We start from the raw sequence: 19,773 nt of genomic DNA, 5'->3' as shown, positions 1-19,773 counted from the left end.
ACAGAGGAGACCGACCCGCGCGCCCTCGCGCGGAAGACGGCGACAGGCGGATTGGCCCGGCGCCGGCTGACGAGGACGACAGCCATGGAGATGACGGGCGAATACCGCATCCCCGCCCGTCGTGACGAAGTCTGGCGGGCCCTGAGCGATCCGGAGGTGCTGCGGGCCTGCATTCCCGGCTGCGAGACGCTGTCGCGAACGGCAAAGGATGCGATCAGCGCCACGATCGCCGCCAAGGTCGGGCCGATCCAGGCGCATTTCGTCATCCGCCTGGCTTTTGCCAATGTGCAGCCGCCCGAGCGCTGCACGATCCGCGGCGAAGCGAAGGGCGGCGTCGCCGGCTTTGCCACCGGCCGGGCCGATCTCAAGCTCGCCGAGGCTGGCGATGCGACGATCCTGACCTATGATGCGAGCGGCGACGTCGGCGGCAAGCTGGCGCAACTGGGCACAAGACTGATAGACAGCACAACCAAGAAGATAGCCGACGCCTTTGTCGGCGCTATTGCCAACCGCCTTTCTGGAGACGAGCCGACGATGGCCTCCCTCACGCCGACCACCCCGCCCGATGCCGAGCCCGTCAAGCTGGAGCCCGCCAATCTGGAGCCCGCCGATGCGGCGGCGACCGACGAGCTGACCGACCGCATCGAGCACAAGATCGACGACGAAGCGCTCGATCTCGGCGAAGTCGCGGAAGAGATCGAGGAAGAAGTCGAGGTCGCGGCGGCGCGCGGCTTCCTCGGCGGCCCCTATGTCTGGGGCCTGCTGGCGCTGATCGTCGTGATCCTGTTCCTCGCGGTCGTCAGCCGCTAGGCTCCAGCCAACGAATACGCTCTTCCGCTTCTGCGGCCTCTCCCGGCCGGCGGAGCGGAGGGGCCATACCTACTTCCGGGAAGCGGGCGGAGGATCGATGCGGTCATCGAAACGCCCCGTTTGCGGCAAAAGAAGCGATCGAAAGCGGCCCGGCAGCCCGCGCCATGCGCGGGCTCGCCCTCTCTCTCCGCCGGTCAGCCGGCTGGCGGGCGCGGACGCGAAGGCCTATCTCTGGTAAAACGGAAGCCCACGGAGGCAACCTCCCCTGCCATGATCGTCTGTTCCTGCAATTTCCTCACCAAGGCCCGCATTCTCGAAGCCGCCGAACGGCTGGCGCGCGAGACCCCCGGCCGACCGCTCACCCCCGCACGCGTCTATCGCGCCCTCGGCATGAAGGCGCAGTGCACCGTCTGCTTCATCCTGGTGCGCAAGCTGCTGGCGGAATCGGGCGCCATCGTCACCTGTCCGGAACCGCTCGGCAGCAGTTCCGAGGAATCCGACGACATCGCCGTCTACGGCTAAGTCCTTCCACAAGCCCGGAATCGGCGTTTGACGATCGCCGCGGCCCACCCTATTCTCGGATTAGAACAATTCCAGAAAAGGATGCCGCCATGAAGGGCGATGCCAAGGTCATCGAGTATCTCAACCGCGCGCTGCGTCTCGAGCTGACGGCAGTCAATCAATACTGGCTGCATTACCGGCTGACCGAGGATTGGGGCTACACCAAGCTCGCCAAGAAGGAGCGGGCCGAATCGATCGAGGAGATGCACCACGCCGACAAGCTGATCGCGCGCATCATCTTCCTCGACGGCTTCCCCAACCTGCAGGTGCTCGACCCGCTCGAAATCGGCCAGAACGTCAAGGAAGTGCTTGAGGCGGATCTGCGCGGCGAATACACGGCGCGGAACTACTACAAGGAAGGCCGCGACGTCTGCCACGCCGCCGGCGACTACGTCTCCATGGCCCTGTTCGAAGAGCTGATGAAGGACGAGGAAGGCCATATCGACTTCCTCGAGACCCAGCTCGGCCTGCTGAACGATCTCGGCAAGGAGTTCTACTACCAGCTCCAGGCCGCGCCCAGCAACGAAGCCGAATAGGCGCGAGCGCCAACAAGTTCGCACAGCCTCGGGGATCCCCCGGGGCTTTCCGGCGCCGCCGCGGGTCACCACACCGCGGCGGCGCCGGATTCATTTTGGGCCCCCTCAACGCGGGCCGCGCAAGCCCATTTCGCCGCCGCGACTGTCCTGATCCTGTCACACACCCTGCTCTATGCATGTCCTGCATGGCGCCGCGTGGCGCCTCCGGATGGCAGCGGGGGCCGGAGAATGGCAGAGCGGGACATCGCTTCACGCAACGGTGCAGCCCGGGACGGCACGGCCCCGGCCCGTGGCTCAGCCGACCCGCTTTCGCTGACGCCGCTCTATGGGGCGCTGGCCGGCCTCGCCGCGATCTCACTGCTCCTCACGGCCTTTCCCGCCCTCGACCTCCGCTTCGCCGCGCTGTTCCATGCCGATGGCGCCTTTCCCGCATCGCGCCTTCCCGGGCTCGTGACCTTGCGCCTGCTCGGCAGGGATCTGGTCGTGCTGGTATGCCTCGCCCTGCTCGCGAGCCTCGGCGCCAAGCTGGCACGCCCGCTGCGCCCCATGCCGATCCGAGCCAGCCACATCTGGTTCCTGTTCTCGACGTTGGCGCTCGGACCCGGCCTGATCGTCAATGGCGTGCTCAAGAGCTTTTGGGGCCGGCCCCGCCCGATCCAGGTCGATCTGTTTGGCGGCGCCGCGCCCTTCGAACCCGCCTGGAAGATCGGCGGGGCCTGCCTTTCCAATTGCTCCTTCGTTTCCGGCGAGGCGGCCTCGGCCATGTGGCTCCTCGCCCTCGCCATGCTGGCGCCGCCGCGCTACCGGCCCGCCCTTACCGGGGCCATCGGCGCGCTCGCCTTCGCCCTGTCGCTGAACCGGACCGCCTTTGGCGGCCATTTCCTTTCCGACGTGCTGATCGCCTGGGGCATCACGCTCGTCATCCTGCTTGGCCTGCATCGCGTCCTGGTTGCAGGCCCCTTCAGTGCTCGCATCGATGCTGCGACCGAAGGTGCGCTGGCGAAGATCGCGCTTGCAGCGGCTTTTATCCTCGGGCGTATTGCGCGGGGTGGCCCGTGGGACCACCGCAGCAACGGACTTGGCAGAGTTGACCGATCGAACTGAAACGGGGACGGCCGCGTCGCCCTTTGCAGACCAAAGCGCCGTGCTTCTGGTCGTCCTGCTCGCGGCCATCACGCTCGGGCGGCTGCTGGCGCTGCGATACTCGGTCACCGATCTGCAGGTCGACGAGGCGCAATACTGGGACTGGTCGCAGCATTTCGCCTTCGGCTATTTTTCCAAGCCGCCGCTGATTGCCTGGACCATCGCCGCCGCCAACGCGGTCTGCGGCACCGGCGTCGCCTGCGTACGGGCGCCTTCGCCGCTGTTCTATTTCGGCACCTCGCTGCTGATCTACGCGACGGGCCGCGCGCTCTATGGTCCGCGCATCGGCTTCTGGGCCGCGCTCGGCTTCGCGCTGGCGCCGGGCGTCGCCTTCTCCGCGGCGATCCTGTCGACAGACGTGCTGCTGCTGTTCTTCTGGGCGCTGTCGCTCTACGCCTTCGTGCGGCTGCGCGCCGGCGGCGGCTATCGCTGGAGCCTGCTGCTGGGCCTCGGGATTGGGTTCGGCCTGCTGGCGAAATACGCGATGGCCTATTTCATCGGCTGCGCACTGATCGCCGCCCTGATCGACCCGCTATCGCGCGCCGTCATCCGTTCCGGCCGGTTCTGGCTGGCGGTCGCGATCGGGCTGCTGCTGCTTTCGCCCAACATCGTCTGGAACCTCAACAACGGCCTGGTCACGCTGCGCCACACCAACGAGAACATCTCCGGCGATGGTCTGCGGATCAGCCTCGGCAACGCCATCGGATTCCTCGCCGCACAGTTCGGCATCATCGGGCCGTTCCTGATGGGCGGCGCCTTCGCCGCCGCGATCGCCGCCTGGCGCAAGGGCCTGCCCGGCGAGGACCGGATGCTGCTCGCCTTCGCGCTGCCGGTGATCCTGGTCGTCACGATCGCCAGCGTGCTGACGATCACCAACGCCAACTGGGCCGCCTCCGGCCTCGTCGCCACCGCCCTTGTCGGCACCTCGTTCCTGATCCGCAGCGACCGCTTCCGCCTGGTCCAGGCCGGGCTCGCCATCGGCATTGTCGCGCAGCTGGTGCTGTTCGTCGGTAACGCCGTCGCCGACCGGGTGACGCTGCCGCTGCTCAAGCATGGCGACATCTACAAGCAGGTGCTGGGCTGGAGCCGGCTCGGCGACGCGGTGCGGGCCGAGACGAAGACCTCCGGCGCGAGCATGGTGGTGGCGCTCAGCCGGGCCGACGCGGCCGCCCTCGTCTACAATCTTCGCGACGATCCCCTGGTCGTTACGGTGTGGCCGGACGATCCCGGCCCCGACAACCAGTTCGAACTGACACGCAGCCTCCTCGACCACGCGCCGACGGGCCCGGCGCTGCTGGTCGCCGGCTGCGCCGAGCCCGCGCGGCTCGCCCGCTTCTTCGGCGAGGTCGAGGACAAGGGCCGGCTGACGGTCGCCAGCGGTCCGAGTTCGAGCCGGCAATATCATCTGTTCCGGCTCGACCGGCCGATCGCGCCGCTCGCCCCGGTGCCGCTCTGCGGCGACGACACGGACTAACGCCCGCGCCGCTGCGGTTGCTGGCGGGGAACGCGCATACTATAAGCGCTGCCATCCTTCATCTTCGCGGAAACGGCCTCACAATGTCCGACGTCAAGAAGGTCGTCCTCGCCTATTCCGGCGGGCTCGACACCTCCATCATCCTGAAGTGGCTCCAGCTGGAATACGGCGCGGAAGTCGTCACCTTCACGGCCGATCTCGGCCAGGGCGAAGAGCTCGAGCCGGCCCGCAAGAAGGCCGAGATGATGGGGATCCAGCAGATCTACATCGAGGATGTGCGCGAGGAATTCGTCCGCGACTTCGTGTTCCCGATGTTCCGCGCCAATGCGCTGTACGAAGGCACCTACCTGCTCGGCACCTCGATCGCACGGCCGCTGATCGCCAAGCGCCTGGTCGAGATCGCGCGCGAAGTCGGCGCGGACGCCATCGCGCATGGCGCCACCGGCAAGGGCAACGACCAGGTCCGCTTCGAGCTTTCCGCCTATGCGCTGAACCCGAACATCAAGGTCATCGCTCCCTGGCGCGAGTGGGACTTCAAGTCGCGCACCGACCTGCTCGACTTCGCCGAGAAGAACCAGATCCCGGTTCCCAAGGACAAGCGCGGCGAGGCGCCGTTCTCCGTCGATGCCAACCTGCTGCACTCGTCTTCCGAGGGCAAGGTTCTGGAAGACCCGTCGCAGGAAGCCCCGCCCTACGTCTTCATGCGCACCGTGGCGCCGGAAGACGCGCCCGATGTCGCGACCTATGTCGAGATCGGCTTCGAGAAGGGTGACGCGGTTTCGATCGACGGCGTGCACATGTCGCCGGCCACCATCCTGACCAAGCTCAACGACCTTGGCCGCGACAACGGCATCGGCCGTCTCGACCTGGTCGAGAACCGCTTCGTCGGCATGAAGTCGCGCGGCATCTACGAGACGCCGGGCGGCACCATCCTGCTCGCCGGGCACCGCGCGATGGAAAGCCTGACGCTCGACCGCGAGGCCGCGCATTTGAAGGATTCGATCATGCCCCGCTATGCGGAGCTGATCTATTACGGCTTCTGGTTCTCGCCCGAGCGCGAGATGCTGCAGGCGCTGATCGACAAGAGCCAGGAGCATGTCGAAGGCACGGTGCGGCTGAAGCTCTACAAGGGCAACGCCATCGTCGTCGGCCGCTCGTCGCCGAAGTCGCTCTATTCCGACGCGCTCGTCACCTTCGAGGACGATCGCGGCGCCTATGACCAGAAGGACGCGGCCGGCTTCATCCGCCTGAACGCGCTCCGTCTGCGTACGCTGGCGGCGCGCGACCAGCGCGGCTGAGACTCTGGGAAGCGAGGCAACAGGCCGTTTTCATTGGTCTGTTGCTAAAGCTTCATTTTAGAGTTAGGTTATTCGGACTGACCCAGCCTTTCCGGGCGGGGTCAGTTTGTCGCTCGAACGCCAAGATACGGACAGACCGCAAATGCGTATGGATCTCGTCAGAAAAGCAACCCGCACAGCCGACAAGAAGGCTTCGGAAGTGCGCGTCATGCTGCGGACGGCGGGCCTGCGTCCGACGCGCCAGCGTCTGGCCCTGGCCGAGATCCTGTTCGAGCGCGGCAACCGCCACATCTCGGCCGAAGGGCTGCATGAAGAGGCGATGAGCCACCGCGTGCCGGTGTCGCTCGCCACCGTCTACAACACGCTGCACCAGTTCACCGAAGCCGGCCTGCTGCGCGAAGTCGCGGTCGACGGTTCGAAGACCTATTTCGACACCAATGTCGACGACCACCACCACTTCTTCGTCGAAGGCGAAAACCGCGTGCTCGACATTCCGATGTCGACCCTGCGCGTCGAGGACGTCCCCGTCCCGCCGGAAGGCATGGAAATCACCCGCGTCGACATCGTCGTGCGCCTCCGCCGCATCGGCAGCTGATTTCCGGTTTTTTTTGGGTTTCAAGAACGCCGCCCGGCCCAGCCGCGCGGCGTTTTTTTTGTTTTGGGGTCCAGAGGCGCGCCTGGTCGCCTGCCCCAAGAGAGAGGTGAAGCGAGGCGTCAAGTCCCGACTTCCCAAACTCGACCCTCATCCTGAGGTGCCCGGCGCAGCCGGGCCTCGAAGGAGGGTCCAGGGGATACGTCTGGCGAGCCGCGGGGATTTCGCCGAATCGAGTTCCGCTGGACCCCTCCTTCGAGGCTTCGCTTGCGCGAAGCGCCTCAGGATGATGGCGGCGCGAGGCGGAGGCCCGCTGAGGCAGGATGGTGGCGGTGCGGCGCGTACGCCTCCCGGAGGCGCGCCGAGCCCCCTCCCAAGAGAGAGGGGAAGCGAGGCCTTAAGTCCCGACATGCCCAACTCGACCCTCATCCTGAGGCGCCCGGCGAAGCCGGGCCTCGAAGGAGGGTCCAGGGAATACGCTGGCAGGCTGCGCGGAGCTTTTTTTGTTTTGGCGCGGGATGAAGGGAAAGCGCCGTCGCCTAAGCTCGTCGCCCCGGCGAAGGCCGGGGCCCATAGACGCCGATCAAGCGAGATATGGCCAGCCCTCCGTCCGCAGGACGGTGTGTCTGGATCCCGGCCTCCGCCGGGATGACGCCCGAGTGATCCCGGGCCTCGCATTCAACAAGGGCATGCGCAGGCCTTTGAGGGCAAACGGAAGGACCGAGTGCGGAAGTACAGCGAAGCAAGCCCTACCCTCCCGCGAGCGGGCGAGGGTTTCTGGCCGGCGGCCGTCATAGATATTCAGGCTCACCTGCAAGCGCAGGCGATCCCCTCTCCCGCCCGCAACAGAGGGTTGGGGGGAGCGTCTTGCTCCTTAACCCCCTCAAAGCCCCTCAGTCGATATCCTCGTCGGGATAGACGCCCCAGAGGTTGGTCTGCTTGATCCAGCCGCGGAAGCGCTTGTCGACCAGGCGGCACCAGCCGCCGGCGCAATTGGTCACCGACGAGACGACCTTGGGCTGCAGATAGGCGGTGATCTCGGCCGTATCGGTCGGATCGGCGCGGATCGGCAGCGGGTCGCCATCCTGCCAGGGCGCGACCACGGCGGTGCGCTTGCCGACGAGGAGGCTGTGGAAAACCCAACCCTCCGTGCCGTCGGAATCGCGGATGCGGCGCCAATTGTCGAATTCCTGCACGATCTCGACCGGCAGACCGGAGCGGGTGAACACCCAGGAAACCTTGTAGCCCTGGCCGGGACCGACGCGGACATTCACGCGGCCGGCCTTGAGCGAGACGAATCGGGGCAAGGGCAAGCCGCTCGGCCCGAGCTTCGGCGCAGCGCCGGCCGCGCCCTGGGCGCTGGCGGGAGCGGTGGGCTGGGCGACGAGGACGAGGGCGGCGACCGTGGCAATGGTCAGCGCCGAGGATAACAAGCGCCCGTCGCGCAGCCGACGGGACATTCCCAGGATCGCAGCCAAAACCATCGCGTAGACACCCCTCTTTACCGCCCGTTGCTGCGACCGGAGGTTCTTTCCCGACCGCCCGACTACCGAACCATTTGTGATCGCCGGACTGTCTGGTAGAGGATCGAGATACGCAGCGACGGGGTATACCAGCCGACGCGTATAGTTTGACGCTCCATGGTTAAGGAGCTCTCAACGGAGAGGCCGCCGCGATGAAGAAGAAGCCGCTTGTCATCGTCACACGCCGCCTGCCCGACGCGGTCGAGACGCGCATGCGCGAACTGTTCGACACGCAGCTCAACATCGACGACCGTCCGATGTCGCCGGCCCAGCTGGTCGAGGCGGTCAAGATCGCCGACGTGCTGGTGCCGACCGTCACCGACCGCATCGACGGCGCCATCCTGGCGGAAGCTGGCGAGCAGTTGAAGGTCATCGCCTCCTTCTCGAACGGCTTCGACCATATCGACGTCGAAAAGGCGCTGGCGCGCGGCATCACCGTCACCAACACGCCCGGCGTGCTGACCGAGGACACGGCCGACATGACGATGGCGCTGATCCTCGCCGTGCCGCGCCGGCTGGTCGAGGGCGCGCGCGTGCTGACGCCCGACCATGACTGGGCCGGCTGGTCGCCGACCTGGATGCTGGGCCGGCGCATGGCCGGCAAGCGGCTCGGCATCGTCGGCATGGGGCGCATCGGCCAGGCCGTGGCCCGCCGCGCCAAGGCGTTCGGCCTGTCGATCCACTATCACAACCGCCACCGCCTCTCGACGGAGATCGAGGAAGGGCTGGAAGCGACCTATTGGGACAGCCTGGACCAGATGCTGGCCCGGATGGACATCATCTCGGTCAATTGCCCGCGCACGCCCGGCACCTTCCATTTGCTTTCCGAACGCCGGCTGAAGCTGCTGCGGCCAGAGGCCTATGTGGTGAACACCTCGCGCGGCGACGTGATCGACGAGAATGCGCTGGCGAAGCTGCTCGAATCGGGCGCCATCGCCGGCGCCGGGCTCGACGTGTTCGAGCACGAGCCGACGGTCAACCCGAAGCTGCTCCGCCTCGCCGCCAAGGGCAAGGCGGTGCTGCTGCCGCATATGGGCTCGGCGACGATCGAGGGCCGCATCGCCATGGGCGAGAAGGTGCTGATCAACATCCGCGCCTATTTCGACGGCCACAAGCCGCCGGATCGCGTCCTACCCTCGATGCTCTGAGTCGGCTAAGCGCCGGAGCTAAGCCGGATTCGGATTTTTGGGAACTGCTCGAGACAGGCGCCTTCACCTCTCCCTGAGGGAGAGGTCGACGGCCGCAGGTCGGCGGGTGAGGGTTTACGGCGTTGCCGGTGTGTCTCCACCGTCCTGGCGTTCTGATCGGAGGGTTTCCTAAACCCTCACCCGGAGCTTCGCTCCGACCTCTCCCTCAGGGAGAGGTGAAGATGGAGTCGGCTCCGCAGGCGACGCAGCGCTCATAAGCAAGACCCTCACCCTACCCTCTCCCGCAAGCGGGCGAGGGTTCGGTCCGAGATCTTCATCGACTGTACGCCAATGCCTCCACTCGCTCGAAAGAGCCCCCTCGCCCGCTTGCGGGAGAGGGTTGGGGTGAGGGTGCTATCGCGGCGGGGCGGTGGACGAGCGCTCGATCAGTTCCACCTCGAGCCGTTCGCGGTGCGGCTTGACGATGCCCTTCAGGATCATTTCCGCCGCCTGGCGGCCCATCGCGGCGATCGGCTGGGCGACTGTGGTGAGCGGCGGCTCCGAGGTCTCGCCCTCTGGCACGCCGTCAAAGCCGATGACCGAGACGTCGCCCGGCACCGCAATGCCGCGCAGCCGCAGCCAGTCGAGCGCGATCAGCGCGACGCGGTCGGACATGCAAAGCAGGGCGGTCGGCGGATGGGCGGCGCCAAACAGGCTTTGCAGCGCATCGTGGATGCTGGCCGTGGTGTGGTCGGTCTCGTAGACCGGCACGGAGGCCGGATCGATCCCGAACTCGGCCAGCGCCGCGCGATAGCCGCCGATGCGCTCGACGGTGCCGGAATAAACACCGGCCTCGATCTGCGCCTCGCTGAGCAGGCCGACATGACCTTCGTCCAGCTCCAGCGCCAGGATGGCGACATGGCGATGGCCAAGCCCCAGCACATGGCGGCCGGCCGCGCGAGCACTCTCGAATTCGTCGATGCCGATGGCGGAGATCGTCTCGTCGACCCCCACCAGCTGCAGCGCGATGAAGGGCAGGCCGCGCTCGCGGGTCAATTCCACCAGCCGCTCGCCGCCCTCGACGCAGAACAGGATGAAGCCATCGACAATCGCGCTCTGGATGTTCCAGGCGAGCTTTTCGTCGCTGGCGGCCGAGACCAGCGAAATGCCGGCGCCATGCTCGTCGCAGGCCTCCGAAATGGCGGCCATCAGGCTGCGGGCATAGGGATCGTCGAAGAAATAGCCGAGCGGCGAGGTGGTGGCGACGCCGATGGCGTTGACCTTGCCGGCGCGCAGCAGCCGCCCCTTGGGATCGGGCCCGGCATAGCCGAGCTCGCGCGCCGCCGCCTCGACCTTTTCGCGGACTTCCGCCCGTACGATCTCCGGCCGGTTGAAGGCGTTCGACGCCGTGCCCTGCGACACACCGGCGGCCTTGGCGACGTCGGAAAGCTTGATGACCCGTTTCATGCGAGAGTCTTACGTGCCGGCTGCATGTTCGTCCACTCTCCTCGCCCGGGACCGGTTGCCGCCAACGAAATGCCGGCCCGGCTGGGCCGACCCGATGGTGCAAGGCCGGGGCCAATCTTCCGCCTCTCTTGTATCGGTTCAATTTTCACTTGACCAGTAGGGAAGCAGGGCCTATTCTTGAACCGGTTCAAGACGGATGTCATTTCTAACTTGAATCGATTCATATTGCTAACTGGAGGTCGGGCCATGATCCCTGCCAGCTATCTGTTCAAAACCCTGTACCAGGACCGCTTCGAGCGGGAGCGCGCGCCGGCAGAGACGCGCAACGCCGAGACGCCGCCGCAGGACGGCCTGAGCGGCGCGCATCACCCCACGGTTCCCTACCTGGCGCTGCTGGGCCTGTTCGGCCTCGCCCGCTAGCGCGTCATGCCTTGCGCTTGTAGCGGATCGTCTCGAAGCGCATCGACAGCGCGTCGACCAGCAGCAGGCGGCCGACCAGCGACTCGCCAATGCCGAGGATGAGCTTCAGCACCTCGGTCGCCTGCAGGCTGCCCAATATCCCCGTCAGCGCGCCCAGAATGCCGGCCTCGGCACAGCTTGGCACCAGGCCGGGTGGCGGCGGCGCCGGGAACAGGTCGCGATACCCAGGGTTCGGCACGCCCTGCGTCGTCTCCCATGGGAGCAGCGTGGTCAGCGAGCCGTCGAAGCGGCCGACGGCGGCGGTCACCAGCGGCCGGCGCAAAGCGGCGCAGCGATCGGCGGCGAGAAAGCGGGTCTCGAAATTGTCGGTGCCGTCCGCGACGATGTCATAGGCGGAAAGCAGTGCATCGGCATTCTCGGCGTCGAGTCGGACCGCATGCGTCTCGACGCCGACATGCGGATTGAGACGGGCAACCGCCTCCCGCGCGCTCTCGACCTTGAGCCGGCCGACGGTCGGCGTCGCGTGGATCACCTGGCGCTGCAGATTGGACAGCGCCACGACATCGTCATCGACGATGCCGATCGTGCCGACGCCCGCCGCCGCCAAATACTGGATCAAGGGCGCGCCGAGGCCGCCCGCCCCCAGCACCAGCACCCGCGCCGCCCGCAATTTCTGCTGTCCGGGCCCGCCCACCTCCGCCAGGAGCAAGTGGCGGGAATAGCGCTCGATTTCATCGGAGGTAAACGTCATGCCTCGATCCTATCCGCTGCGCTTTTACAAGGCGAGATCACCCGCGAAACTGCCTAAAATTCGGCCAAAACGCTACGGAACACTTTCCCGCACTGCGGCATTATGTGGTCAAATCCCTTTTCCGTGGAGTTAGCTGGCCATGCATATCCGCATCGGATTCGACATTGCTTTCGAATGCGCCCAACCCACTCCGATGCTGATGATGCTTCGGGCCCATCCGAGCCTCGGCAGCCGTCTGGTCCAGCAGGACTATCTGGTGTCGGATCCGGTCGTGGCGATCGACACCTACATCGACGGCTTCGGCAATCTGGCCAGCCGGACCGTGCTACCGGCAGGACGCACCCGCATCTGGACCGAGGGCGTGGTCTATAATGACGGCGAGCCTGATCCGGTCGTGCCGGATGCCCGCATCCTGCCGGTGCAGGAACTGCCGGAAGAATGCCTCGTCTACCTGCTGGGCAGCCGCTATTGCGAAACCGACCATCTGGGCTTCGTCGCCTGGCCGCTGTTCGGCCACCTGCCGGAAAACTGGTCGCGCGTGCAGGCGATCGTCGACTACGTCCACAATCACCTGACCTTCAGCTATCCGCTGGCCCGGCCGACGCGCACGGCGCTCGAGGCGCATAATGAGCGCTTCGCCGTCTGCCGCGACTTCGCCCATCTCGCCATCGCGCTCTGCCGCGCCATGAACATCCCGGCGCGTTATTGCACCGGCTATCTCGGCGATATCGGCGTGCCCTACGATCCCGCGCCGATGGATTTCTCGGCCTGGTTCGAGGCCTATATCGGCGATCGCTGGTACACGTTCGACGCGCGCCACAACAAGCCGCGCATCGGCCGCATCGTCATGGCCCGCGGCCGCGACGCCACCGACGTGGCGCTGACCAACGCCTTCGGCAACGCCATGCTGGTGAACTTCACCGTGCACACCGAGGAGATCGTGTGGCCACGGGCCGGCGAACAGGCGGGCGCGCAGGCCAACCCGAACCCCGGCCAGCAGGACCCGGCCTCACTTGGTGCCGTACATCCGGTCGCCGGCGTCGCCTAGGCCCGGCACGATGTAACCGTGATCGTCGATCTTCTTGTCGATCGAGGCGGTGTAGATCGGGATCGTCGGGTGAACGGCGTGGAAATTGGCGATGCCTTCGGGCGTCGCCAGCAGGCAGAGGAAGCGGATATCCTTGGCGCCGCGTTCCATCAGCCGGTCGACGGCGGCGACGGCCGAATTGCCGGTCGCCAGCATCGGATCGACGACGATGGTCAGCCGCTCGTCCAGGCTGTCGGGCGCCTTGAAGTAATATTCGACCGCCTGCAGCGTCTTGGGGTCGCGATAAAGCCCGACATGGGCGACGCGCGCCGCTGGCACGAGATCGAGCATGCCTTCCAGCAGGCCGTTGCCGGCGCGCAGCACCGAGGCGAAGACCAGCTTCTTGCCGGCGAGCGTCGGCGCTTCCATCTCGGTGATCGGCGTCTCGATCGTCGTCGTGGTCATTTCGAGGTCGCGCGTCACTTCATAGCAAAGCAGCGTCGAGATCTCGCGCAGCAGCCGGCGGAAACCCGCCGTCGACGTGTGCTTGTCGCGCATGATGGTGAGCTTGTGCTGCACCAGGGGGTGGTTGATCACCGTCACGCCGTTCATTCTTGGCCTCGCTTGTCTTCGGTTGCGCCTACCGTAGCCTGCCAGCTTCCCGCTGGAAACTGCGCCGCTGCGTCATGCGGCGATGGCGCCCTCGATTGTCCCCACGCAACGGCCTGCTTGTGACGAGAGGCCCGCCCGGCCTATCCTGTACCCCCTCGCACAGGTTGTCGCTCCATGCCGCGCGCCGCTCTGATTGTTCTCGATTCCGTCGGCATCGGCGGCGCTCCCGATGCGACAGCCTATGGCGACGCAGGCGCGAACACGCTCGGACACATCGCGCAGGCCTGCGCGACCGGTGACGGCGATCGCACGGGCCTGCGGTCGGGCCCGCTGCGCCTGCCGCATCTCGGGCGCCTGGGCCTCGGCGCGGCGGCGCAGGGCGCCAGCGGCGAATGGCCGGGCACCCTGCCCGCGCCGGGCGCGACCGCAATCCATGGCCATGCGGCCGAGGTTTCGAACGGCAAGGACACGCCGTCCGGCCATTGGGAAATCGCCGGCGTGCCGGTTCCGTTCGACTGGGGCTATTTTCCGGAAACCGAGCCCTGCTTCCCCAAGGAACTCACCGACGCGATCATCCGCGAGGCCGGGCTGCCGGGCATCCTCGGCAACAAGCACGCCTCCGGCACCACCATCCTGGCCGAGCTTGGCGAGGAGCATATCCGCACCGGCAAGCCGATCCTCTACACCTCGGCCGATTCCGTGCTGCAGATCGCCGCGCACGAAACCCATTTCGGCCTCGACCGGCTCTATGCGCTGTGCGAGACGGCGCGTCGCCTGCTCAAGCCCTACACGATCGGCCGCGTCATCGCCCGGCCCTTCCTGGGCGAGACGGCGGAGACCTTCGAGCGCACTGCCAACCGCCACGACTATGCCCTGCCGCCGCCGGAGCCGACGATCCTCGACCGGGTGATCGCCGCCGGCGGCCGCACGCACGCCATCGGCAAGATCGGCGACATCTTCGCGCATCAGGGCATCAGCGACCTCACCAAGGCCTCGGGTAATGCGGCGCTGACCGACGCAACGCTGGCGGCGATCGAAAGCGCCGGGGATGGCGACCTGGTGTTTGCCAATCTGGTCGACTTCGACATGCTCTATGGCCACCGCCGCGACGTCGCCGGCTATGCCGCCGCTCTGGAGGCATTCGACGCCCGCGTGCCGGAAATCGAGGCGGCGCTTCGGCCGGGCGATCTCGTCATCATCACCGCCGACCATGGCTGCGACCCGACCTGGCGCGGCACGGACCACACCCGCGAGCAGGTGCCGATCCTCGCCTTCGGCCCTGGCCTGCCGGGAAAAGACATTGGCGCGCGACGGAGTTTTGCCGATATCGGCGAAACCATCGCCGCCCATCTCGGGCTGGCGCCCGGACGACACGGACGGAGTTTTCTCTAATGGTTTCCCATATCCCCAAGGCCGAGCTGCATTGCCATGTCGAGGGCGCAGCCTCGCCCGACCTCGTGCGCAAGGTCGGCGCGCGGCACGGCGTCGACCTCACCGGCCTGTTCGACGCCAAAGGCGATTTCGCCTGGCACGACTTCACCTCGTTCCTCAATGCCTATGACCGCGCCGCCGCCGTCTTCCGCACGCCGGAGGACTATCGCGACCTGACCTTCAGCTATTTCTCCAGTCTGGCCGCCGAGGGCGCGATCTATGGCGAGGTGTTCATCTCGTCCGACCACGCGCTCGCCTCCGGCCTCAGCTATCGCGATTATGTCGAGGGACTGGCGCAGGGCATCCGCGATGCCGAAGCCGCGACCGGCATTGTCGGGCGCATGATCGCCACCGGCGTGCGCCATTACGGACCGGACCGCATCCTCGCCGCTGCCGAGACGGTCGCCAACGAGCCGCACCCGCTGGTGACGGGCTTCGGCGTCGCCGGCGACGAGCGCATGCACCACCCGCGCGATTTCGCCGACGCGTTCCGCATCGCCGGCGAGGCCGGACTGGGGCTCACCGTGCATGCCGGCGAATTCGGCGGGCCGCAGAGCGTGCGCGACGCGCTCGACCATCTCGGCGTCAGCCGCATCGGCCATGGCGTGCGCGCGATCGAGGATGCCGGCCTCGTCCAGCGCATCGTCGAGGAAGGCATCGTGCTGGAGCTCTGCCCGGGCTCGAACGTGGCGCTCGGGCTCTATCCGGACGTCGCCAGCCATCCGTTCCGCAAACTCGGCGATGCCGGGGTCCGCGTCACGGTCAGTTCCGACGATCCGCCCTATTTCGGCTCCTCGATCGGCGCGGAATATGGCTGGCTGTCCGAAGATCTCGGCCTTTCCGACGCCGCGCTGATCGCCACCACCCGCACCTCGCTCGAGGCGGCTTTCGTCGATGAGGCGACCCGTGCCCGCCTGCTCGCCAGCCTGCCCGCATAGGAGAAGACGATGCGCCGGATCGCCGCCTGCCTGGCCCTCCTGATCGCCCTCGCCTCGCCCGCCTGGGCGAGTTGGCGCGACGATATCGGCACGCTGCGCGTCGGCTTCATCGCCGGCGACAATCCGGCCTATGAGGTGGCGCGGCTGGAGAAATTCCGCTGGCGGCTGCAATACGCGCTCGCGGTCCCCGTCGAACTGTTCCCGGCCCGCACCTATGACGCGCTGATCGAGGCGCAGGCGACCGGCCGCGTCCAGTACACCGTGCTGTCGTCGCTGGCCTATTTGGCGCTCGACCAGCGCTGCGATTGCGCGGAGCCGCTTGTGCAGCCGACGACCGCCGATCACGCGCGCGGGTTCCGCGCGCTGCTGGTGGCGAAGAGCGACGGCCCCGTCGAGACCTTGGCCGATGCCCGCAACATGCGGCTTGCCGTCGGCGCCAAGGATTCGCTCTCCGGCCGCCGCGCCGCCTTTGCCGGACTGGCGAAGGAGGGCATTGACCCGCCGGGCTACTTCCTGCGCATCGTCGAAACGCCGGACAGCGAGGCGGCGCTGGGCGAACTGGCGGCCGGCGAGGCCGACCTCGCCACGGCCTGGTCCTCGGCGCCCGACCCGCTTTCGACGGCGATCGGTTCCGGACCGTTCGCCCGGCTTGCCAGCGACGGGGTGCTGTCGCCCTCGACGCTCCGGGTTGTGTGGCAATCCGAACTGATCCCGTTCGGGCCGCATGTCGTGCGCAAGGACTTGCCGGAGATGGCGAAATCGAACCTGCTGCAGGCGCTGATCGAGATGCAGCAAACCGCGCCGGAAGCCTATGACGCGATCGAGCGGGGCTATCCCGGCGGCTTCGTCGCCGCCGACCCCACGCTCTACCGCCGGCTGGCCGAGTTCCTGAACGTCGCGAAGCGGAAGGATTAGGGCCGTCGGCGCGGGTCTGACGGGCGCTGTTTTGGCTTGAGGCGGGACCGCGACCTCGCCTCTCGGCTGAAGAACAAGCAAGCCCCTCACCCCACCCTCTCCCGCAAGCGGGCGAGGGCTTTTCGGCCACGGCCTTCATCGAGCGGGAGGCCGCTACGGCGCTGGCCGGCGAGGTTTCCTCGGCCCATTGAGCCACTTCGAGGCGGGCTCCGATGGCCTGCGACAGGCGCGGTCGAGCCCCCTCTCCCGCCTGCGGGAGAAGGTTGGGGTGAGGATCTTTCCTAAGCCATCCCCAGCGAACCAACCTCAGGGCCCGTCCGCTACCGGCCTGCGAGCCCCGATCGATCCGGAAGAGCCGACGATCCCGCGCCCGCCCAACAAAAAAGCCCATGCCGGCGACGGCATGGGCTTTCGAAGCTGGAACCCGAAACGCGCCTCAGGCGACCATGTCTTCACTGGCCAGGATGTTGTCCTGCATCTTCAGCAGCGTCAGGCGCATCGTCTCGGTCAGGGCCGGATCGATGCCGCGCTCGGCCTCCTCGCGCACCGATTTGCCGATCGCGCGGATGCGCCGCACGATGCTGGCGGCATTCGGCGTCAGCCGGATCAGCTTGGCGCGGCGGTCGGCCGGATCCTGCATGCGCTCGACCAAAGTGGCGGCTTCCAGCCGGTCGAGGAACCCGACCAGCGTCATCGGCTCGACGCAGAGTTCCTCGGCGAGCGTCGATTGCCGGAGACCGGGATGACGACTGACAAAGGCGAGCGTTCGCGCTTCGGCAACCGTCAATCCGAGGCCAGCGTTTTCCAGCGCCTTCTCAAAGCGGCGCCGCAGCAAACGGGCCACATCGACGAGTACAAAGCCCAGCGGATCTTCGGTGGTGGCTGCCAAAAGCTGACTCTCCCATGTATAATAAGAATTCCATATTATAAACAAATCTTGCCGGGAAAGTCAAGGATCCCCTAGGTTAGCGCGGTTTCACGTGCAGACCTGCCGTTACGGCATATATCTTACATTCCGCTACGTCATTCGAGGTGTCGGATCGGAGGTTGCGTTTTGCGGCCTTTTCGATCATTTTGCGCCGCAAAACATGCTGGCCGTCTCGAGGCACCTGTCCGACGCCGCCGCGCCTTTTCGGATTCGCAAATGACACTTCGCAATATCGCCATCATCGCGCACGTCGATCATGGCAAGACAACACTCGTGGACAAGCTGCTTCAGCAGTCCGGTTCGTTCCGTGACAACCAGCGCGTGGCCGAACGTGTCATGGATTCGAACGACATCGAGAAAGAGCGCGGCATCACGATTCTGGCCAAGGCGACCTCGATCACCTGGCACGACGCCCGCATCAACATCGTCGATACCCCCGGCCACGCCGATTTCGGCGGCGAGGTCGAGCGCATCCTGAACATGGTCGATGGCGTGATCGTGCTGGTCGACGCCGCCGAAGGCCCGATGCCGCAGACCAAGTTCGTGGTCGGCAAGGCGCTGAAGCTCGGCCTGAAGCCGATCGTCGCGATCAACAAGGTCGACAAGGCCGACGCGCGCATCCAGGAAGTCGTGAACGAGGTGTTCGACCTCTTCGCCGCCCTCGACGCCACCGACGAGCAGCTCGACTTCCCGATCCTGTACGGATCCGGCAAGAATGGCTGGATGGGCAATTCGCCCGACGCCTCGCATGAAGAAGGCATGGCGCCGCTGTTCGACCTGGTGCTGAAGCATGTGCCGGCGCCGCATGTCGAGGACGGCCCGTTCCGCATGATCGGCACCCTGCTCGAGTCCAACCCCTATCTGGGCCGCCTGATCACTGGCCGCATCACGTCGGGCAACGTCAAGCCGAACCAGACGCTCAAGGTGCTGGCCCAGGACGGCTCGACCGTCGAGCAGTTCCGCGTCTCCAAGATCATGGCGTTCCGCGGCATCGAGCGCCAGCCGATCGAGGAAGGCGTCGCAGGCGACATCATCGCGCTGGCCGGCATGACCAAGGGCACCGTCGCCGACACGTTCTGCGATCCGGCCGTCACCGAGGCGATCAAGGCGCAGCCGATCGATCCGCCGACCGTGTCGATGACCTTCATGGTCAATGACAGCCCGCTCGCCGGCACCGAAGGCGACAAGGTCACCAGCCGCATGATCCGCGACCGCCTGATGAAGGAAGCGGAAGGCAATGTCGCGCTGAAGATCGAGGAGTCGGCCGGCAAGGACGCCTTCATCGTATCCGGCCGCGGCGAGCTTCTGCTGGCCATCCTGATCGAGAACATGCGCCGCGAAGGCTACGAGCTGGGCGTTTCGCGTCCGCGCGTGGTTTTCCAGAAGGACCTTTCGGGCCAGACGCTGGAGCCGATCGAGGAAGTCATCATCGACGTCGATGAGGAGCATTCCGGCATCGTCGTGCAGAAGATGTCCGAGCGGAAGGCCGACATGGTCGAGCTGCGCCCCTCCGGCGGCGACCGCCTGCGCCTGGTCTTCCACGCGCCGACGCGCGGACTGATCGGCTACCAGGGCGAACTGCTGACCGACACGCGCGGCACGGCGATCATGAACCGCCTGTTCCACTCCTATGCCCCGCACAAGGGCGAGATCGTCGGCCGCCGCAACGGCGTCATGATCTCGAACGAGTCGGGCGAGGCCGTCGCCTTCGCACTGTGGAACCTGGAAGATCGCGGCCCGATGATGATCGAGCCCGGCTGGAAGGTCTATGAGGGCATGATCGTCGGCGAGCACACGCGCGACAACGATCTCGAAGTGAACGTGCTCAAGGGCAAGAAGCTCTCGAACGTTCGTTCGGCCAACAAGGACGAAGCCGTCCGCCTGACGCCGCCGATCCGCATGACCTTGGAGCGTTCGCTCTCCTGGATCTCGGACGACGAGCTGGTGGAAGTGACGCCGAAGTCGATCCGCCTGCGCAAGGCGATCCTCGATCCCGTCGAGCGCAAGCGCGCCGACCGTTCGAGCAAGAGCGCCTAAGCAGCGCCGGCTTGGCCTGAGCGGCAGAATTCAACGGCGGCGCCCCAGGGCGCCGCCGTTTGCTTTTGCAGCCGGCCCGGCACTCTTTCCGCCGGGCGCCGCATCGCGTTTCTCGCCCCTCCGGCATTCGTCCCGGCGTGACCGCTTCGTCACGCTGTGGCGAACTCGCGCAGCCATGCGATA

19 protein-coding genes are annotated in these 19,773 nt (G+C 66.6%); 14 read left to right on the top strand and 5 right to left on the bottom strand.

The genetic code is table 11. The features are described 5' to 3' along the window. The first annotated feature begins 84 nt into the window (after positions 1-84). The 7 genes from ACHMWQ_RS04705 to irrA all read left to right on the top strand — a co-directional run bounded on the left by ACHMWQ_RS04705 (position 85) and on the right by irrA (position 6,417). Entirely contained in the window at positions 85-810 is a 726-nt protein-coding gene (locus ACHMWQ_RS04705) for a CoxG family protein (protein WP_396306566.1), read from the top strand. 270 nt (positions 811-1,080) lie between these two features. Further along, complete coding sequence (locus ACHMWQ_RS04700; protein ID WP_266333978.1) at positions 1,081-1,332, top strand: bacterioferritin-associated ferredoxin; 252 nt, start codon at positions 1,081-1,083, stop codon at positions 1,330-1,332. 89 nt (positions 1,333-1,421) lie between these two features. After that, positions 1,422-1,907, top strand: coding sequence for a bacterioferritin (bfr, locus tag ACHMWQ_RS04695; protein WP_266333976.1), 486 nt, complete (start codon positions 1,422-1,424; stop codon positions 1,905-1,907). A gap of 228 nt (positions 1,908-2,135) precedes the next feature. Next, on the top strand, positions 2,136-3,011 hold the full coding sequence (locus tag ACHMWQ_RS04690; RefSeq protein WP_396306565.1) for a phosphatase PAP2 family protein: 876 nt from the start codon (positions 2,136-2,138) through the stop codon (positions 3,009-3,011). A 40-nt stretch (positions 3,012-3,051) separates the two neighbouring features. Beyond that, positions 3,052-4,524, top strand: coding sequence for an ArnT family glycosyltransferase (locus tag ACHMWQ_RS04685; protein WP_396306564.1), 1,473 nt, complete (start codon positions 3,052-3,054; stop codon positions 4,522-4,524). A gap of 83 nt (positions 4,525-4,607) precedes the next feature. Next, positions 4,608-5,822 (top strand): argininosuccinate synthase, encoded by a 1,215-nt coding sequence (locus ACHMWQ_RS04680; RefSeq protein WP_396306563.1) that lies wholly within the window; start codon positions 4,608-4,610, stop codon positions 5,820-5,822. Positions 5,823-5,964: 142 nt separating this feature from the next. Further along, positions 5,965-6,417 carry an iron response transcriptional regulator IrrA gene (gene irrA, locus ACHMWQ_RS04675; RefSeq protein ID WP_354553362.1) on the top strand — a complete coding sequence of 151 codons (453 nt, stop codon included), beginning with the start codon at positions 5,965-5,967 and terminating at the stop codon, positions 6,415-6,417. 890 nt (positions 6,418-7,307) lie between these two features. Here the strand turns inward: irrA and ACHMWQ_RS04670 are convergent. Further along, the gene (locus ACHMWQ_RS04670; protein ID WP_354553361.1) at positions 7,308-7,874 is read right to left on the bottom strand and encodes an SH3 domain-containing protein; all 567 of its coding nucleotides are present in this window, start codon (positions 7,872-7,874) and stop codon (positions 7,308-7,310) included. 215 nt (positions 7,875-8,089) lie between these two features. Here ACHMWQ_RS04670 and ACHMWQ_RS04665 point away from each other — a divergent pair, with 215 nt between their 5' ends. Next, a complete protein-coding gene (locus ACHMWQ_RS04665; protein ID WP_354553360.1) occupies positions 8,090-9,085 on the top strand; it encodes a D-glycerate dehydrogenase in 996 nt (331 codons plus the stop codon). Between the two features lie 393 nt (positions 9,086-9,478). On the opposite strand, the gene ACHMWQ_RS04660 is transcribed toward ACHMWQ_RS04665, so the two are convergent. Then, complete coding sequence (locus ACHMWQ_RS04660; RefSeq protein ID WP_396306562.1) at positions 9,479-10,531, bottom strand: LacI family DNA-binding transcriptional regulator; 1,053 nt, start codon at positions 10,529-10,531, stop codon at positions 9,479-9,481. A 246-nt stretch (positions 10,532-10,777) separates the two neighbouring features. Here ACHMWQ_RS04660 and ACHMWQ_RS04655 point away from each other — a divergent pair, with 246 nt between their 5' ends. Further along, positions 10,778-10,951: a hypothetical protein gene (locus ACHMWQ_RS04655; RefSeq protein WP_396306561.1), complete on the top strand. Its 174-nt coding sequence runs from the start codon at positions 10,778-10,780 to the stop codon at positions 10,949-10,951. A gap of 4 nt (positions 10,952-10,955) precedes the next feature. On the opposite strand, the gene moeB is transcribed toward ACHMWQ_RS04655, so the two are convergent. Continuing rightward, on the bottom strand, positions 10,956-11,702 hold the full coding sequence (moeB, locus tag ACHMWQ_RS04650; RefSeq protein ID WP_396306560.1) for a molybdopterin-synthase adenylyltransferase MoeB: 747 nt from the start codon (positions 11,700-11,702) through the stop codon (positions 10,956-10,958). Between the two features lie 139 nt (positions 11,703-11,841). Between moeB and ACHMWQ_RS04645 the strand changes: the two genes are divergently transcribed. Next, positions 11,842-12,750: a transglutaminase family protein gene (locus ACHMWQ_RS04645; RefSeq protein ID WP_354553356.1), complete on the top strand. Its 909-nt coding sequence runs from the start codon at positions 11,842-11,844 to the stop codon at positions 12,748-12,750. Here the strand turns inward: ACHMWQ_RS04645 and upp are convergent. Next, a complete protein-coding gene (gene upp, locus ACHMWQ_RS04640; protein ID WP_354553355.1) occupies positions 12,712-13,341 on the bottom strand; it encodes a uracil phosphoribosyltransferase in 630 nt (209 codons plus the stop codon). The genes ACHMWQ_RS04645 and upp overlap by 39 nt on opposite strands. A 174-nt stretch (positions 13,342-13,515) precedes the next feature. Here upp and ACHMWQ_RS04635 point away from each other — a divergent pair, with 174 nt between their 5' ends. From ACHMWQ_RS04635 to phnD, 3 genes are read left to right on the top strand one after another with little or no spacing between them, the layout of a single operon-like run. Further along, positions 13,516-14,733 carry a phosphopentomutase gene (locus tag ACHMWQ_RS04635; RefSeq protein ID WP_396306559.1) on the top strand — a complete coding sequence of 406 codons (1,218 nt, stop codon included), beginning with the start codon at positions 13,516-13,518 and terminating at the stop codon, positions 14,731-14,733. Next, a complete protein-coding gene (locus ACHMWQ_RS04630) occupies positions 14,733-15,710 on the top strand; it encodes an adenosine deaminase (protein WP_396306558.1) in 978 nt (325 codons plus the stop codon). The genes ACHMWQ_RS04635 and ACHMWQ_RS04630 overlap by 1 nt, the downstream gene beginning before the upstream one ends. 9 nt (positions 15,711-15,719) lie before the next feature. Beyond that, the gene (phnD, locus tag ACHMWQ_RS04625; RefSeq protein WP_396306557.1) at positions 15,720-16,625 is read left to right on the top strand and encodes a phosphate/phosphite/phosphonate ABC transporter substrate-binding protein; all 906 of its coding nucleotides are present in this window, start codon (positions 15,720-15,722) and stop codon (positions 16,623-16,625) included. A gap of 436 nt (positions 16,626-17,061) precedes the next feature. Here the strand turns inward: phnD and ACHMWQ_RS04620 are convergent, their stop codons facing one another. After that, positions 17,062-17,514 (bottom strand): MarR family transcriptional regulator, encoded by a 453-nt coding sequence (locus ACHMWQ_RS04620; protein WP_354553351.1) that lies wholly within the window; start codon positions 17,512-17,514, stop codon positions 17,062-17,064. A gap of 255 nt (positions 17,515-17,769) precedes the next feature. On the opposite strand from ACHMWQ_RS04620, the gene typA reads away from it, so the two are divergent. Further along, entirely contained in the window at positions 17,770-19,590 is a 1,821-nt protein-coding gene (gene typA, locus ACHMWQ_RS04615) for a translational GTPase TypA (RefSeq protein ID WP_354553350.1), read from the top strand. Positions 19,591-19,773: the final 183 nt, after the last annotated feature.

The sequence above is a fragment of the Kaistia sp. UC242_56 genome, assembly GCF_044452255.1.
GTDB classification, from domain to species: domain Bacteria; phylum Pseudomonadota; class Alphaproteobacteria; order Rhizobiales; family Kaistiaceae; genus Kaistia; species Kaistia defluvii_A.
Note: the sequence above shows the minus strand (reverse complement) of the source record. Positions and strands in the feature narration are given on the sequence as shown.